Genomic DNA, 16,678 nt, shown 5'->3' on the forward strand with positions numbered 1-16,678 from the left:
CATGAAAATATTATTTGTTGGAGATATCGTCGGTTCACCTGGCAGAGACACACTGAAAGAATACTTGCCAAAGCTGAAGAAAAAATATCAGCCGCACTTTACTATTGTCAACGGAGAAAATGCTGCTCACGGGAAAGGTCTAACTGAAAAAATCTATCATGAGCTGCTGCAAGCAGGAGCTGATGTGCTCACAATGGGTAACCATACATGGGATAAAAGAGACATTTTCGATTTCATCGATGATGCAGCAAATATGGTCCGACCTGCTAACTTCCCAGAAGGCACACCTGGAAAAGGTCTCACGTTTATTAAAAAACAAGGAAAAGAACTGGCTGTCATCAACCTGCAAGGACGTACGTTTTTACCGCCAATTGACTGCCCATTTCAAAAAGTAGATGAATTAATTGGGGAAGCATCCAAACGGACACCGTTTATTTTTATTGATTTTCATGGTGAAGCCACAAGTGAAAAGCAAGCGATGGGCTGGTATACAGACGGCCGTGCATCATGTGTCGTTGGAACGCATACACATGTTCAAACAGCAGATAACCGCGTATTGCCTAAAGGAACTGCGTATATTTCAGATGTCGGGATGACAGGACCTTATGATGGCATTTTAGGTGTTGACCGAGAAACGATCATTAAACGATTCAAAACAAGTCTCCCAGTCCGGTTTGAAATTGCAGAAGGCCGCACGACGTTAAGTGCAGTAATCGTAGAAATTGACGAACAGTCGAAAAAAGCTGTCAAAATTGATCGAATTTTGATAAATGATGACCATATTTTCTTTGAATAAATGTTCACATATTTATTTCAGAAAAATATTAATCAGAAAGAAGGAATATGCGCCCTCTATCGTGAATATAGTAAAAATGGTAGGTAGCCTGCTATTTTTGAAAAACATTTTGGGGATGGATTTTCAAAAAAATAGCATCATCTAACAAAGATTGTTCTAATGAACACTCACTTATCCATTGTAAATTTAAGGGGGAGCAGAAATGGAAATTTTAAAAGTTTCAGCAAAGTCAAATCCGAATTCAGTAGCAGGAGCATTAGCCGGCGTTTTACGTGAACGCGGTGCAGCGGAAATACAAGCAATCGGCGCTGGAGCACTGAATCAGGCGGTTAAGGCTGTCGCCATTGCAAGGGGATTTGTCGCGCCAAGCGGAGTGGATTTGATATGCATTCCAGCCTTTACTGACATTCTGATCGATGGAGAAGAAAGAACAGCCATCAAATTGATTGTTGAGCCACGATAATTCTAATTTTATTATTTTCAACCTGCTTACATCATGTAAGCAGGTTGTTTTTGTTTACCGCTATACATTTCTTATATAACATATTCAGTTCGTGAAATAGATAAAAATGACATATTAGAGCTTGCATTTTTTCACCATGATGATAAATTAAGATTAAGTTGAATTTACTTCATCAAAAATAAATATTTAAGTAGGTGAAATAATGTTCGAAGCTTTTTTGAAAAGAGGAAAGCTAGTTTTTATTTTATTTTTTATCGTTCTCATTGCTGGCGGCTATTTATTCGCGCAGCTTCCTAAACGAGAACTGCCAGAATTCGAGGCGAATCTCGTCACGATTTCTACCGTTTTTCCTGGTGCAGATGCAAAACAGGTGGAAAGAGATGTCACCAATAAACTGGAATCAGCCCTATCTGATATCAACGGTGTAGAGAAAACGAGCTCGGTTTCAGCCATTGGTTTCTCAAATATTGTGATTGAAATTGAGGACCAAGCCGATTTTCAAAAGACGGCAAGTCAAATTAAGAATGAAACCACAAGTGCTGCGTCGTCTTTTCCTGATGGGGTGATGGAGCCAGAAGTAAAGGATGAATTTGGCAGCGTGCCGGTTGGTTCTTATATGATTGTGTCGAGTGAATCATCGGACTTAGCAAAGAGTCAGAAATCGCTGCGTGCATTGAAGGAAAAAGTGGAGGACATCAAAGGGGTAGACAGTGTCGTTATCAAAGGCTTCAATGACAAACAAGCGATATTAAACTTAGATTCAAACAAGCTGGAGGGTGAAGGGCTCAATATAACTGATGTCACAAATGCCATCAATCAAGAATTTGACACATCTCCACTAGGCGATATTCGGGCAGGCAAAGAGAAGGTGAAGCTGTCCATCGATACATATGACCGCTTAGATCAGGTTAAAAAGATTGAGCTTTTTTCTAAAACGAAAAGAGAGCCGGTCACAATTAGTCAGCTTGGCAGTTTAAAAGAAGTAGAAAAACAGAAAAGTGATATTGTGTCGTATAACGGAAAGCCCGCTTATTCATTTACTGTGAATATTAAACCAGGGCTTGATATTCCTAAAATGTATGACAAAGTCAGTGATGTCATTGAGAAAGAAAAGCAGCTGCCAAACGGGGTGGAGTGGGTAGACTACTATTCACAAAAAAGTGAAGTGGATACCATTTTCAATGATTTAATAAAAGAAGCCATTGTTGCGGTCATTGCTGTCATAATTGTTACCACACTTGGACTCACGATTGGCGGGGCGTTTATCGTTTCACTAGCCATTCCGCTATCGATTACAATTGGAACGATTCCGCTGCCATTTTTACAAGTGGACCTCAATCAAATTTCGATCATCGGCTTTATTATTGCCTTAGGGATACTTGTCGATGATGCCATTGTCGTCAATGATAATATTTTAAGACAAATGAAAAAATACGAAAGTCCGCTTAAAGGAACAATTGCAGGAGTGAAAGAAGTCGCAGGATCCATTTTGACATCAACACTAGCTGTTGTATTTGCCTTCCTGCCGCTTGTTTTCCTATCAGGTGCAAACGGTTCATTTATTCGGGCATTACCGTCTGTTCTAGTTACGACTGTGCTTGCATCCATGGTGATTTCTCTGACACTTGTACCGGTCTATCAATATACTGTGAACCGGAAAAGAAAGAACAAAAACAGTCAAAAAGAGCCGGGATTCCTAGGGAAACCATTAAAAAGGCTGGCTGATTTCTATGCAGACCGTGTGCTGACAAACATTGTGAAGCGGCCGCTCGTTATTGGACTAAGTGGTTTGCTCGTTGCAACGCTTGCTTTTTTACTTATTTTCGTCACACCATTTGAATTTTTCCCTGCGGCGAATAAGAAAGAAGTGGTCGTCACTGTCACACTTCCAAGTGAAACAACACTAGACAAAACAAATGAAACACTAAAGAAAATAGAACAAGAGATCAAACGGCAAAAAGGCATTGAAGAAACGGCGATTTTTGCAGGCGGCGGTGTGCCGAACCTGTTTAATGAAAGTATTTCAAATGCAAGTGACCATACGGGTCAGGTTGTCGTGAGAGTAGACAATGATCAGATAACTAGTAAGGCATTGATAGATCGTATGACTGAGCCTTTGCGAGAGAAATTCAATGAGGCAGAAATCTTTATGAAAACCATTGTTCAAGGGCCGCCAGCTGGAGCACCAGTGACAGTAACGGTTGCGGGTGAATCTTTTTCAAAGCTCATTGATGTCAAAGAAACGCTGACAAATGAAATGAAAGACAAAGGGGCAAGCTTGATTACGGACGATGTCAATCAGCCTGTGAAAACGATCTCCTTTGAATTAAACCGCGAGCGAATGGCAGAGGATGGGCTCAGTGCTCAATTTGTCAGCAGACAGCTTGGTCTTTTGACAGAAGGGATTCCATTAGGTACCTTTCAACAAGGAACAAATGATATCGATTTAGTGGTGAAACAGGATATAGGCACACATCAAAATGGTTTAAAGCTAAAAGAAATGAATGTGCCTGTGAAGACAAATGAAGGCGGTATGCCTCAACTTGAGCCGCTTAGCCGATATGTAAAAGAAAAAGAAACAGAGCAGTACGAAAGCATTCCACATGAAAATGGAGTGCCGACCATTACGCTGAAGGCGTATCCCGGTGCATCAGATTCGTTTAAAGACGATATGAAAGAAGTCGTCAATCAAGTAGGGAAAAGTTCTGTAGCGAAGGATTTGACCATTTCACAAGGTGGAGAAAATGAAAATCAGACCCAGTTCTTTATTGAAATTAGTCTCTTATTTGCAGTTGTCTTGCTGCTCATTTATGTGACCATCGCATTCCAGTTCAATTCATTGATGCTTCCGCTGTTAGTTCTAGGAACGGTTTACTTAGCCGTATCAGGAGCCATTATCGGACTATTTGTTACACAAACACCATTCAGCTTTATGGCAACAATGGGAATTGTCTCATTGGCTGGTATTGTCGTCCGAAATGCGGTCGTCCTCTTCGAATTTATTGAGCAGCGGCGCAAGCAAGGGTTTGATCAACAGACAGCTGTCATTGAAGCAGGAAGAGCAAGGATTAAGCCGATTCTCTTAACAGCATTTACGGCACTTGTTGCACTAATGCCTGTTGCATTAAGTCATGATCCACTCTTTAAGCCGCTGGCAATCTGCATTGTATCAGGTGTGTTTTTCTCAACAATTCTGACATTATTCATTGTGCCAGCCCTATATGTTGCCGTTTCAAAGAAACGCTGACGATGAAAGCAAATCTCCGATCGAAAGGAGATTTGCTTTTTTTTTAGAAAAATATCCAAAAAAATATGTGGGGTGTTCATTTGTATTTATCTGGTGGACAGTGGTATTTACGACTAAAATAAGTCGTGTTAAAATCTGATTGGGAGAAGTTTTTTAACAAAGGGGTTGTACGTCATGTGTGGAACGATGAAAGCAATTGTTAAAAAAGAAAGCGCTTACGGAGCGGCGTTGATGGAGATGCCGATTCCAGAAATCAAAAATCATGAAGTTTTGATCCAAGTGAAAGCCACTTCGATATGCGGAACAGACGTGCATATTTATAATTGGGACGACTGGGCTAAGGGAAGAGTCAAAGCGCCCTACATTTTTGGACATGAATTTACAGGGGAAGTTGTTAAAGTGGGGAAGCAAGTCTCACGAGCAAAGGTAGGGGACTTTGTATCGGCTGAGACGCATGTTGTATGTAATCAATGTTATATGTGCTTAACAGGGCAGCAGCATTTGTGCAGTGAAACGAAAATTTTAGGGGTAGACATTGATGGCTGTTTTGCTGAATATGTCAAAGTACCTGAACAAAATGTGTGGCACAATCCAGCCCAAATGCCGGTTGAGCTTGCCTCTATACAAGAGCCGCTAGGAAATGCTGTTCATACTGTACTGCACACACCTGTTTCAGGTAAGTCAGTGGCGATTTTTGGCTGCGGACCAATCGGTTTAATGGCAATTGCTGTCGCAAAAGCCTCCGGGGCTGTTCAAGTGTTCGCTGTTGATAAAAATGAATACAGGCTCGATCTTGCCCGAAAAATGGGTGCAGATCATATTGTAGATATTGGAAAAGATGATCCAGTCGCGATGATTAAGCAGCTCACGCGGATGGAAGGGGCAGACGTGATGTGTGAGATGTCAGGTCATCCAGCTGCCATTAATCAAGCACTCGAAGCTTGTGCAAATGGAGGAAAAGTCAATATACTAAGCTTGCCAGAACGGCCAGTGACAATTGATATTACGAATCAAATTGTTTTTAGGGGATTAACCGTGCAAGGGATCACGGGGAGAAAAATGTTTGAGACGTGGCGTCAAGTATCTGAGCTGTTAAGAACGAATACCATTGATGTAAAGCCAGTTGTCACTCATACACTGCCATTTGAAGAGTTCCAAAAGGGATTTGAACTTATGCAAAGCGGTACGTGCGGAAAAGTCGTACTGATGATGCCATCATATCAAAGGGGGAAGAAATGATGAAAGAATTCACGTATTTACAAGATGAATTGGACACAATGAAGCAGCAAGGCACCCACCAAACTTTGAAAGAGATCGACTCAAAACAATCATCCACTGTTACATTAAATGAACAATCTGTCATACAACTCTCCTCAAATAACTACTTAGGCCTCACCTCGCACCCAAGGCTGATGAAAGCAGCAAAAGAGGCGATTGATGAATTCGGTGCGGGTACAGGATCTGTACGAACCATCGCCGGCACAATGACAATGCATGAACGCCTTGAAAAAAAGCTTGCTTCATTTAAAAAGACAGAAGCTGCTCTTGTGTTCCAATCAGGCTTTACGACCAACCAAGGGGTCTTATCCAGTATCCTGACAAAAGATGATATTGTCATTTCAGATGAACTAAATCATGCCTCCATTATTGATGGAATCCGATTAACCAAAGCAGATAAGAAAGTATACAGTCATTCTAATATGGAAGAGCTGGAGAAGATTTTGAAGAAATCAATGAATTACCGCGTCCGCCTCATCGTTACAGACGGTGTGTTCTCGATGGATGGAGATATCGCGCCACTTCCTGAGATCGTCAGGCTCGCAGAAGCATATGATGCATTTGTGATGGTAGACGATGCGCATGCCTCGGGCGTGCTTGGCGAGAATGGCCGCGGGACGGTCAACCATTTTAAACTCGACGGCAGAGTGCACATTCAGGTCGGGACACTTAGCAAGGCTGTCGGAGTGCTCGGCGGCTACGTGGCTGGTTCAGCGGTTTTAATTGATTATCTAAAACATAAAGCAAGACCGTTTTTATTTAGCACCTCACATCCGCCAGCTGTGACTAGAGCGTGTGAAGAAGCGATTGAAGTGCTGTTAGATGAACCGGAGCGAATCGATACACTTTGGGAGAACGCCGCTTATTTTAAAGAAAAAGTCATCAGCCTTGGATTTCAAGTCGCTCCAACAGAGACACCGATTATCCCAATCATGATTGGAGACGAAGCACTTACTTTTCGTTTCTCAAAGGCTTTAATAGAACGAGGCGTGTTTGCCCAAGGCATCGCCTTCCCAACTGTAGCAAAAGGCAAGGCAAGAATTAGAGCCATCATCACAGCCGAGCACACAAAAGAAGAACTAGACCGGGCATTGACAATCATTGAAGAAGAAGCAAAAAAACTAAACATACTTGATTGAGAGAGCGCAGGCTCTCTTTTTTCTTTTTGTGAAAAATGGTTATGACTAATAGGCAATTTTCATAGAAGAACCGTATATGATTTATTTTCAATTCATCACAAAATAGTCTATACTGTAGGGTGGAACTTGGTTTGAAAGGAGTACAAATTCATGAATGAAGAGCAGAGAAAAGCGAGCGGACAAGTAAGTTCATCGGACAAAAAATCCGAGAAGGACTACAGCAAATATTTTGAAGCTGTGTACATTCCGCCTTCCTTAAAAGATGCAAAAAAACGGGGTAAAGAAGAAGTCGAATACAATCAATTTCAAATTGACGAGCAGTTTCAAGGGTTAGGGAACGGCCGCAAGTTTTATATTCGCACATATGGCTGTCAAATGAATGAACATGACACAGAAGTGATGGCTGGTATTTTTATGGCGCTTGGCTATGAACCAACAAACTCAACGGAAGATGCAAATGTTATCTTATTAAACACTTGTGCGATTCGTGAGAATGCAGAAAATAAAGTGTTTGGAGAGCTTGGGCATTTAAAAGCATTAAAACGTGAAAAGCCAGATTTAATTTTAGGTGTCTGCGGATGTATGTCACAAGAAGAATCTGTCGTGAACCGTATTTTGAAGAAACACCCATTTGTTGACTTGATTTTTGGCACGCACAACATTCACCGCCTGCCAGAGCTGTTATCTGAATGCTACCTTTCAAAAGAAATGGTCATTGAGGTTTGGTCAAAAGAAGGCGACGTGATTGAGAACCTTCCAAGAGCCCGTCAAGGTAAAATCAAGGGCTGGGTGAACATTATGTACGGCTGTGATAAATTCTGTACATACTGTATCGTGCCTTACACGCGCGGCAAGGAAAGAAGCCGCCGCCCAGATGAAATTATTCAAGAGGTCAGACGTTTAGCGGCAGAAGGATATAAGGAAATTACCCTTCTTGGTCAAAACGTGAATGCATATGGAAAAGATTTTGAAGATATGGAATATGGTCTTGGCCACCTGATGGATGAGCTGCGAAAAATTGATATTCCGCGTATCCGTTTTACAACAAGCCACCCGCGTGATTTTGATGATCACTTAATTGAAGTGCTTGCCAAGGGCGGAAACCTTCTCGATCATATTCACCTGCCAGTTCAATCCGGAAGTTCTTCTGTGCTGAAACTTATGGCGAGAAAATATGACCGTGAGCGTTACCTTGATCTTGTGCGCAAAATCAAAGAAGCTATGCCGAATGCTTCATTAACAACGGACATTATTGTTGGGTTCCCAAATGAAACAGATGAGCAGTTTGAAGAAACACTTTCCCTCTATCGTGAGGTTGAGTTTGATGCTGCTTATACATTCATTTATTCTCCAAGAGAAGGAACGCCTGCAGCGAAAATGAAAGACAACGTGCCAATGCGTGTGAAAAAAGAACGTCTGCAGCGCCTAAATGCACTTGTGAATGAAATTTCTGCGAAAAAAATGAAGGAATATGAAGGGCAGATTGTCGAAGTATTAGTAGAGGGTGAAAGTAAAAACAACCCTGAGATCCTAGCCGGATATACAAGTAAAAGCAAGCTTGTGAATTTTAAAGCACCAAAAGAAGCGATTGGCAACATCGTCAAAGTGAAAATCACACAAGCCAAAACTTGGTCTCTTGACGGAGAAATGGTTGGAGAAGCTATCGAGGTGAATTAAAATGACACTTTATTCAAAGAAAGAGATTGTCGAGCGTGCAAGAGAGCTCGCTAAAATGATTTCTGAAACGGAAGAAGTTGATTTCTTCAAAAAAGCAGAAGCGCAAATCAATGAAAATACAAAAATTTCAACGATTATTAATCAAATTAAGGCGCTTCAAAAACAAGCTGTGAACTTAAAGCATTACGGCAAACATGAAGCCTTAAAACAAGTCGAAGAAAAAATCGATGCCCTGCAAGAAGAACTGGATGACATCCCAGTGATTCAAGAATTCAAAGAATCACAAATGGAAGTCAATTCCCTGCTTCAACTTGTAGCGCACACGATTTCGAATCAAGTAACAGATGAAATCATTCTTTCAACCGGCGGTGATCTCTTATTAGGAGAAACCGGTTCAAAAGTGAAAAACTCATCACCAAGTTGCTCCATTAAATGAGAAAACCCCGCAGATGCGGGGTTTTTTGCTTTCCTATTAACATTTTTTGAAAAGCACTACCCATTCTTTTTCATGCTTCATCGCCTCCAAACCTCTCACTCTCCAACTTTTCCAATTTTCAAGGCAAGTTTATGGGCGACCATGCATACACTGAAACAGAAATGAATTTAATTGAACATGAAGTTCAAAATCGTGACACACTAGACGAATGCCCAGCATAAGATAAAACGATCAAGAACAAGGAGGCATGCCGGAATGTCTGAATACAGAGAAATTATTACAAAAGCGGTGGTTGCAAAAGGGAGGAAATTCACCCAAAGCACACACACCATTTCTCCATCGCAAAAACCAACCAGCATCCTAGGTGGTTGGATCATTAATCATAAGTATGATGCTGAAAAGGTCGGTAAAACCGTTGAGATCGAAGGAACATTTGATATTAACGTATGGTACTCTTACGCCGACAACACGAAAACAGAAGTCGTCACAGAGCGTGTGAAGTATGTAGACATCATTAAACTGAGATATAAAGATAAAAATTTCCTTGATGATGAGCATGAAGTAATTGCGAAAGTATTGCAGCAGCCCAATTGCTTAGAAGTGACCATTTCTCCAAATGGCAATAAAATTATCGTTCAGGCAGAGCGTGAATTCATTGCTGAGGTAGTCGGTGAAACAAAAATTGTCGTAGAGGTCGATTCAAGCTGGAAAGAAAAAGATGATCACGAGTGGGAAGAAGAAGTGGATGAGGAGTTAGAGGATATTCATCCAGAATTCCTAGCAGGTGAGACAGAAGAGTAAGGAATGACTAGGGCGCATATCCCCCTAGTTTTTTTGTGCCTGATCTAGGAGAAAAAAGGTGATTTTTTATGCTATAATTAGAGATGGTATGAATTCGAAAGTAATATAGTGAGGGATTAGAAATATGGCAAGTTATACGCCCATGATACAGCAATATTTAAAGATCAAGGCAGATTATCAAGATGCCTTTTTATTTTTTCGCCTAGGCGATTTTTATGAGATGTTTTTTGATGATGCAAAGGAAGCCGCGCAAGAACTAGAAATTACGTTAACAAGCAGAGACGGCGGCACAATTCCAATGTGCGGCGTTCCTTATCATTCTGCTTCTGCATACATAGAACAGTTGATTTCAAAAGGCTACAAGGTCGCCATTTGTGAGCAGGTGGAAGACCCTAAAACGGCAAAAGGTGTAGTCAAAAGGGAAGTCGTTCAACTGATTACACCAGGAACCGTCATGGATGGTAAAGGATTAAGTGAAAACGAGAACAACTTTATTGCGTCTGTTACCAGCTTTCAAAATGGGTACGGTCTTGCGCTGTCTGATTTATCAACAGGTGAAAACATGGCAGCTTTCATCGATCGATTAGATGAAGTCGTATCAGAAATTTATTCTGTCGGTGCAAAAGAAATTGTGGTGTCAAAACAGCTGGATGAGGAAACAATCAAAACCCTTAAAGAACGCTGCCAAGCAACTATTTCATACGAAGATAGTGATCAATTATTAGAGGAAGCTGAGCGTCTCGTTTCCCATCTAGACGAAAAGTTAAAAACGTCATTTTTAACACTATATGCCTATTTAAGAAGAACGCAAAAAAGAAGTTTGGATCATCTTCAGAAAGTTCAAGTGTTTGAACTTGAACAAACGATGAAAATCGATCTTTACTCAAAACGAAACCTTGAATTAACAGAAACGATTCGTTCAAAAAGCAAAAAAGGCTCTTTATTATGGCTGTTAGATGAAACAAAAACAGCGATGGGCGGCAGACTGCTCAAGCAATGGATCGATCGGCCGCTTATTCGCCTTTCGCAAATTAATGAGCGTCAGGAAATGGTGCAAATCTTGATGGATCATTTCTTTGAGCGAGAGGATCTGCGCGAACGATTAAAGCAAGTATATGATCTTGAGCGTTTAGCGGGCCGCGTGGCATTTGGCAATGTGAATGCCCGTGATCTCATCCAGCTCAAAGAATCTCTAAAACAAGTACCAGATATTAAACAACTCATTCATTCATTACCAGAGGAAATGGCAAAATCAAGAGCGAATGAGATTGATCCTTGTGGTGACCTCCTTGATTTATTAGAAGATGCACTTCATGAAAATCCGCCGATGACGATAAAAGAAGGCAATTTGATTAAAGATGGGTACAATGCAAAATTAGATGAATACCGTGATGCCAGCCGAAACGGAAAGGACTGGATTGCACGGCTTGAACAGCAGGAAAGAGAATATACCGGTATTCGCTCCTTAAAAGTCGGGTTTAATAAAGTGTTTGGTTATTATATCGAAGTGACACGCGCAAATACACATCTGCTGGAGGAGGGGCGTTACGAAAGAAAACAAACGCTTGCCAATGCAGAGCGGTATATCACACCTGAATTAAAAGAAAAAGAAGCACTGATTCTTGAAGCAGAATCAAATATTAACGAATTGGAATATGAACTATTTACAGCTCTTAGGGAGCAAGTAAAAGGCTATATTCCTAGATTACAGCTGCTTGCAAAACAAATGAGCGAGCTTGATGCGCTTCAATGCTTTGCGACTGTCAGTGAAAAGCGCCGTTATATCCGGCCGGAATTCTCAGAGGATGACGTGGATGTCAAAGATGGCCGTCACCCTGTCGTTGAAAAAGTGCTGGATCACCAGGAATATGTACCGAATGACTGCTATATGGGAAAAGGCAGACAAACCTTACTCATCACTGGACCGAATATGTCAGGGAAAAGTACGTATATGAGACAAATGGCGCTCATCTCGATTCTTGCGCAGATTGGCTGCTTCGTGCCTGCGTCAAAGGCGACGCTTCCAATCTTCGATCAAATCTTTACACGTATTGGTGCAGCAGATGATTTGATTTCTGGTCAAAGTACTTTTATGGTAGAGATGCTCGAAGCGAAAAATGCGATGGTGCATGCTACGAAAAACAGCTTGATTTTATTTGATGAAATTGGACGCGGGACAAGTACTTATGATGGAATGGCTCTTGCGCAGGCGATCATTGAATTTGTTCATGATCATATTGGGGCCAAAACCCTATTCTCTACACATTACCATGAGCTCACTGTCCTTGAATCTCAATTAAGCGAGCTGAAAAATGTTCATGTGCGAGCTGAAGAGCATGAAGGCACGGTCGTTTTCTTACATCAAATCAAAGAAGGTGCAGCTGATAAAAGCTATGGTATTCATGTAGCGCAGCTTGCGGAATTGCCTGATGCCATCATTAATAGAGCCCAGACTATTTTAACGGAGCTTGAGAGCGGATCACATGACGTGGCCCCAACCGTATCTGCAGCACCAAAAGCAGAAAAGGCTGAAGAAAAACAGCAGCTATCTTTCTTTGAAGTAGAAGAAAAACCGCAGCCCCAAGCTGCCCTAAAACAGAAGGATCAAGCGGTCATCGACGAATTAAAGTCATTCAACCTAATGGATATGACGCCGCTTGAAGCGATGACAAAGCTATATGAATTGCAAAAGAAATTATAATGTAAGGTGAGGTGAGCAGAAATGGCAAAGATTATTCAGTTATCCGATGACCTATCCAATAAAATTGCTGCAGGTGAAGTGGTTGAGCGTCCGGCTTCTGTTGTAAAGGAGCTTGTGGAAAATGCGATCGATGCAAAAAGTACAGTGATTGAAATCGATGTAGAAGAAGCAGGTCTTTCTTCTATCAGGATTATTGATAATGGTGTTGGAATCGATGCTGAAGATTGTAAGCTCGCCTTCCAGCGTCATGCAACGAGTAAAATCAAAGACGAAAATGATCTGTTTCGTGTCAGAACGCTCGGATTCAGAGGAGAGGCGCTGCCAAGTATTGCGTCCGTCTCTCATCTAGAAATGAAAACAAGTACTGGCGAAGGAGCTGGGACACACTTAGCTTTGCAAGGCGGGAAGATTATTTCAGAGAAAAAAACCTCTGGCCGCCGCGGCACCGAGATTGTGGTCACCAATTTATTTTACAATACGCCAGCCCGCCTAAAATACATGAAAACCGTTCATACGGAACTTGGCAACATATCGGATGTGGTCAATCGAATTGCGTTAGCTCATCCCGAAGTTTCGATCCGTTTGCGTCATCAAGGGAAAATCCTGCTACAGACGAATGGAAACGGAGATGTACGTCATGTACTTGCAGCCATTTACGGGACAGCTGTGGCTAAAAAAATGCTGCCGCTTCACGTACAATCACTTGATTTTGAAGTGAAAGGATATATTTCCTTACCAGAAGTGACGAGGGCATCACGGAATTATATGTCTTCTGTTGTAAACGGCCGATATGTCAAACATTTTCCGCTCGTGAAAGCCATCCATGAAGGGTATCACACGCTGCTTCCGATTGGCCGCCATCCAATTACATTTATTGAGATGAAGATGGATCCCATTCTAGTGGACGTGAACGTTCATCCTTCGAAGCTTGAAGTGAGACTAAGTAAAGAGCAGGAACTTCATGAGCTGATTAAACAAGGAATTAAGGAAGTATTTCAAAAGCAGCAACTCATTCCAAGTGCTTCAGTACCAAAAAAAGCACCAATGCCAGCTGTGAAAAATGAGCAGCAATCCTTAACCTTCGATGCGAAACAAGGAAAACAAAGCCCAGCGGAAACACCGCTAACCTATCAGCCGGAGCCGCTCGAATCGATCGTATACGAGACAAGTCATACCGATGCATACGGAATGCCTAAACAAGAGAAGACAGAAGCATCATCACCAGTATGTTATGAAGAAGCCTCATCTGAGCGTGTTCATTTAGAGGAATCCGCCGCTTCACTTGAATATGAAGAGACGGTACTGCACGAAGAAATGACAGAAACAATTCCTGAAAATGAGCGCGTCCCTGTGATGTATCCAATTGGACAAATGCACGGCACATATATTTTGGCTCAAAATGAACGAGGTCTTTATATCATCGACCAGCATGCGGCTCAAGAGCGAATCAAGTATGAGTATTATCGTGAGAAGGTGGGAGAGATCAAGCAGGAAGTGCAAGAAATGCTCGTCCCCTTAACATTTCACTACTCTAAAAACGATATGCTGATCATTGAAGAGCATAAGGATATTCTAGCGAAAGTGGGGGTCTTCTTAGAGCCCTTTGGTTCAGGTAGCTACATCGTTCGGTCGCATCCGCAGTGGTTTCCAAAAGGTGAAGAGGCTGAACTGATCGAAGAGATTATAGAGCAAGTGCTTGATGAAAAACGTGTTGATATCAAGAAACTCAGAGAAGAAGCGGCGATTATGATGAGCTGTAAAGGCTCAATCAAAGCAAATCGTCATTTGCGTCATGATGAAATCAAAGCCTTATTAGATGAACTTCGGCAAACGAAGGACCCATTCACCTGTCCGCACGGCCGGCCGATCATCATTCATCACTCCACTTATGAGATGGAGAAGATGTTTAAACGGGTGATGTGATATAAAAAAGCGCTCTAATCAGAGCGCTTTTTTATTTAGCATCCGCAAGGATCTGGCGGTGTGACCACAACTGGTCGTGTATTAATATCAATCGTATCTTCTGCATAAAATGTGGAACCGATGCTGATGGCTCGATTTTCTGCACGGAACGTATATGTACCTGCAGCAGGAAGTACTTTATGTGAAAGCTTTAATGTATATTTGGAAATTCCAAGTAAATCCAATCTGAGCGGGATACGAACGGTTTGTCCGTTGTTCAAAATATAGCTGTCTTTTAATGCTTTACCGTTCATAATGTCTTTAGTTGTTGCTTGGAAACCCTTTGGCAGAGTGAACTCAACCGCACCAAGACTTAGAACAGAATTTGGGCTGTACGTCAGCTCAATGTCAGAAAAAGACCATTCCTGCTTACTTGCTCCTGTAATTTTTGCGTAAAGTGCAGCTGGTCTTGCATTGGTTGTTGCTTTGCCGGCTTCCTCAGCAGATGCAGAAAGCGGTACTGACAGTGCCATAACCAATGTGAGCATCCCCATCATAAGAATCGTCCACGTTTTTTTCATTTTTTCCTTCCCCCTTGTTGAATATAGGTAAATAATAGATGATTACACCCATTATTTACCTATAATGTTACCATATTACCATATGGTATTAAATGGGATATTATACCCTTATTTTGTCATTCTTTAGTAATAGCGGGGAAATAGCGCATTTGGTTGATTCATTCCGTAATAATGGCCTGGCATTTGCTGGTTTGTTGGCATCATCATATGCATATCTTGATAACCATATGGATGATGTGGCATCATCCCGTATCCACCATAATGGCCTAGATGATGATGGGCCTTCATTGGAACATGCTTTGAAAAGGTATCATGCTGATTTGGAAACGGTGAATAAACTGAATGATGATGTGGATGGTGCGCGTTATACACATCTTTTTTGCCGCTATGATAATGGTTTGGCATATTCATATGATCATGCATGTTTGGCGCGACCATATGCTCATGATTGGCTGTATACACATTTTCAAATGTGTGATAGGGATTTTCTTGGTGATAATGATTCATTTGGCTGTTCATATCGTTCATGTATATCTCATCCTTTATGTCAGGTTGCCATATCCTATGAGACAGATCTGCTTCATGAGCCTATCCATATAAAAGAAAAAAACCGGCCTTTCAGCCGGGAAAAGGAAAAGCAGGTAAAGCGTCAAGCCTTAAATTGTGTAGCTGTGTCTTCTTCTGCGACGCTTTTTACATCTGCTGCAGACACTTTTAGGAAAATAACAGGGATCGTAGCTTCGAGAGGTATCCCAAAAATCGCTCTCAAACCATTTATCTTTTTTATGACAAAACTTTTTTTCTCTACATGGATCCTCATGGCAATGATCGTCATGCTTTTTATGGCAGTGTGAGTGGGAATGTTTGCACTTGCATTTGCACATTGTCATCCCTCCTAAATGTGACTCAATGCTAGTATATGCAAGAAAGAGTCATGAGGACTGGATGCTCTTGCTTCTTTTATAAAAAAAGGCCTTTTTCTGAAAAAACTCAAATAAAAAGAATTGACTAGTGCTAAATTAACATGATAAAATATAAATTTTTATCCTCTGATGAAATGTGTTATAATGATATTGTGAATACTTTCGGAGGTGGCGGATTTGTTTCAAATAGGTGATAAAATTGTTTATCCAATGCATGGAGCCGGTGTGATTGAAGGAATGGAAGAAAAAGAGATTTTAGGTAAGACGCAGGAATATTTCCTGATTCAAATGCCGAATATGCAGATGATGGTCCCAAAAGGCAGAATCAATCAACTAGGTATACGTCCGGTAGCAGATCAAGCAACGCTGAAAGTTGTGATGAACAATTTTGCAGAAGAAACAAACGACGACACGCTTACTTGGAAGCAAAGATATGATGAAAATCTGAAAAAGCTAAAAACAGGTGCGATCGAAGATGGTGCAGACGTTGTCAAAGATCTAATGAGACGAAATCAGAAGAAAGCATTAAATTCAAGTGAAAAGAAGATGCTTGAAGATGCAAGAGGTATGTTAGTGAGTGAGATTTCACTTGCACAGGGACTGACGCAAGATGAAGTGATGACAGCTTTAGAGAATGAATTAAGAATGTAATGATGATATACAGAGACTAGCTGTAAACTGAAGGGGGCACTCCTTTTGTTTACAGCTTTTTTGTTTGAAGAAAAGAGTAATAT

At 41.3% G+C, this 16,678-nt stretch carries 13 protein-coding genes; 11 read left to right on the forward strand and 2 right to left on the reverse strand.

What is annotated here, in order from left to right:
* The first annotated feature begins 1 nt into the window (after position 1).
* The 10 genes from NST65_RS08205 (at position 2) to mutL (ending at position 14,461) form a co-directional block, all read left to right on the forward strand.
* Positions 2-796 (forward strand): TIGR00282 family metallophosphoesterase, encoded by a 795-nt coding sequence (locus tag NST65_RS08205; protein WP_065214373.1) that lies wholly within the window; start codon positions 2-4, stop codon positions 794-796.
* A 202-nt stretch (positions 797-998) separates the two neighbouring features.
* On the forward strand, positions 999-1,259 hold the full coding sequence (spoVS, locus tag NST65_RS08210; RefSeq protein WP_003211281.1) for a stage V sporulation protein SpoVS: 261 nt from the start codon (positions 999-1,001) through the stop codon (positions 1,257-1,259).
* Positions 1,260-1,461: 202 nt separating this feature from the next.
* The gene (locus tag NST65_RS08215) at positions 1,462-4,506 is read left to right on the forward strand and encodes an efflux RND transporter permease subunit (protein WP_065214374.1); all 3,045 of its coding nucleotides are present in this window, start codon (positions 1,462-1,464) and stop codon (positions 4,504-4,506) included.
* A gap of 174 nt (positions 4,507-4,680) precedes the next feature.
* Positions 4,681-5,745, forward strand: coding sequence for an L-threonine 3-dehydrogenase (tdh, locus tag NST65_RS08220; RefSeq protein ID WP_034281903.1), 1,065 nt, complete (start codon positions 4,681-4,683; stop codon positions 5,743-5,745).
* Positions 5,745-6,923, forward strand: a complete 1,179-nt coding sequence (locus NST65_RS08225; protein ID WP_111927410.1) for a glycine C-acetyltransferase — start codon at positions 5,745-5,747, stop codon at positions 6,921-6,923. Before tdh ends, NST65_RS08225 begins: the two co-directional genes overlap by 1 nt.
* A gap of 150 nt (positions 6,924-7,073) precedes the next feature.
* On the forward strand, positions 7,074-8,600 hold the full coding sequence (miaB, locus tag NST65_RS08230) for a tRNA (N6-isopentenyl adenosine(37)-C2)-methylthiotransferase MiaB (RefSeq protein WP_024427027.1): 1,527 nt from the start codon (positions 7,074-7,076) through the stop codon (positions 8,598-8,600).
* A gap of 1 nt (position 8,601) precedes the next feature.
* Positions 8,602-9,036 (forward strand): RicAFT regulatory complex protein RicA family protein, encoded by a 435-nt coding sequence (locus tag NST65_RS08235; RefSeq protein ID WP_008358013.1) that lies wholly within the window; start codon positions 8,602-8,604, stop codon positions 9,034-9,036.
* Positions 9,037-9,291: 255 nt separating this feature from the next.
* A complete protein-coding gene (cotE, locus tag NST65_RS08240) occupies positions 9,292-9,837 on the forward strand; it encodes an outer spore coat protein CotE (RefSeq protein ID WP_024424105.1) in 546 nt (181 codons plus the stop codon).
* A gap of 124 nt (positions 9,838-9,961) precedes the next feature.
* Entirely contained in the window at positions 9,962-12,538 is a 2,577-nt protein-coding gene (gene mutS / locus NST65_RS08245) for a DNA mismatch repair protein MutS (protein ID WP_111927412.1), read from the forward strand.
* Positions 12,539-12,559: 21 nt separating this feature from the next.
* A complete protein-coding gene (gene mutL, locus NST65_RS08250) occupies positions 12,560-14,461 on the forward strand; it encodes a DNA mismatch repair endonuclease MutL (RefSeq protein WP_111927414.1) in 1,902 nt (633 codons plus the stop codon).
* Positions 14,462-14,496: 35 nt separating this feature from the next.
* Here the strand turns inward: mutL and bslA are convergent, their stop codons facing one another.
* The gene (gene bslA, locus NST65_RS08255) at positions 14,497-15,021 is read right to left on the reverse strand and encodes a biofilm surface layer hydrophobin BslA (RefSeq protein ID WP_111927416.1); all 525 of its coding nucleotides are present in this window, start codon (positions 15,019-15,021) and stop codon (positions 14,497-14,499) included.
* A gap of 123 nt (positions 15,022-15,144) precedes the next feature.
* Positions 15,145-15,549, reverse strand: a complete 405-nt coding sequence (locus tag NST65_RS08260) for a hypothetical protein (protein WP_111927418.1) — start codon at positions 15,547-15,549, stop codon at positions 15,145-15,147.
* Between the two features lie 572 nt (positions 15,550-16,121).
* Here NST65_RS08260 and NST65_RS08265 point away from each other — a divergent pair.
* Complete coding sequence (locus NST65_RS08265) at positions 16,122-16,595, forward strand: CarD family transcriptional regulator (protein ID WP_024424099.1); 474 nt, start codon at positions 16,122-16,124, stop codon at positions 16,593-16,595.
* Positions 16,596-16,678 lie beyond the last annotated feature (83 nt).

Source organism: Bacillus sp. FSL P4-0248 (assembly GCF_038593305.1).
Classification (GTDB): domain Bacteria; phylum Bacillota; class Bacilli; order Bacillales; family Bacillaceae; genus Bacillus; species Bacillus safensis.